The 972-nt window shown below is 53.9% G+C and carries 1 rRNA gene; it reads right to left on the reverse strand.

Going from position 1 to position 972, the window contains the following annotated elements:
• Positions 1-972, reverse strand: a 23S ribosomal RNA gene (locus tag ACE418_RS13435); the annotation flags it as partial.

Consider the following 972-nt stretch of genomic DNA (forward strand, 5'->3'; position numbering starts at 1 on the left):
TCGCTTTAGCAGACGCCTGTGTTTGTGGTAAACAGTCGCTTGGGCCTCTCTTCTGCCACCCATCTCCGCTCCATGCGCTTCTGCACTTCACGTACGCTGGGTTATCCTTTTCCCGAAGTTACGGATATATTTTGCCGAGTTCCTTAACGAGGGTTTTCCCGCGCACCTTAGAATTCTCATCCTGCCTACCTGTGTCGGTTTCGGTACGGGTGCCTGAGTCCTCACTAGAAGCTTTTCTCGACAGTTGAGTGCCAGCCCCTTCGCTTCTGTCTCCAGAAGCTCCCCATCGCATCTCGGCCTCCCGGGAAACGGATTTGCCTGTCTCCCAACCTACCTGCTTGGACGTGCTCTTCCAATCGCACGCGCGCCTTCCTTCCTGTGTCACTCCTTCGCTCAAACGGCCTCAGCCAGTACAGGAATTTCAACCTGTTGTCCATCTCCTACGCGTCTCCGCCTCGGATTAGGTCCCGACTTACCCTGGGACGACGATCGTTGCCCAGGAACCCTTAGGCTTTCGGTGGAAGGGATTCTCACCCTTCTTTTCGCTACTCATACCGGCATTCTCTCTTCCTGCCTGTCCACCTGTCCTTCCGGTCAGGCTTCTCCCATGCAGGAACGCTCCCCTACCCAATTAACAAAGTTAATTGCCAAAGCTTCGGTTCCGTACTTTAGCCCCGGACATCTTCGGCGCAGAGTCTCTCGACCAGTGAGCTATTACGCACTCTTTTAATGGTGGCTGCTTCTGAGCCAACATCCTGGTTGTTTTCGAAATTCCACATCCTTCGCCACTTAGTACGGCATTGGGGACCTTAGCTGTTGGTCTGGGCTGTTTCCCTCTTGACTATGGGCCTTATTACTCACAGTCTGACTCCCATGGATAAGTACAGCCATTCGCAGTTTGATTAGGTTCAGTAGCCGGATAGGCCCCTACCCCGTTCAGTGCTCTACCGCCTGTACTCTCGCCATGAGGCT

The organism is Megasphaera jansseni (genome assembly GCF_047974155.1).
In the GTDB taxonomy this organism is placed as follows: Bacteria; Bacillota; Negativicutes; order Veillonellales; family Megasphaeraceae; genus Megasphaera.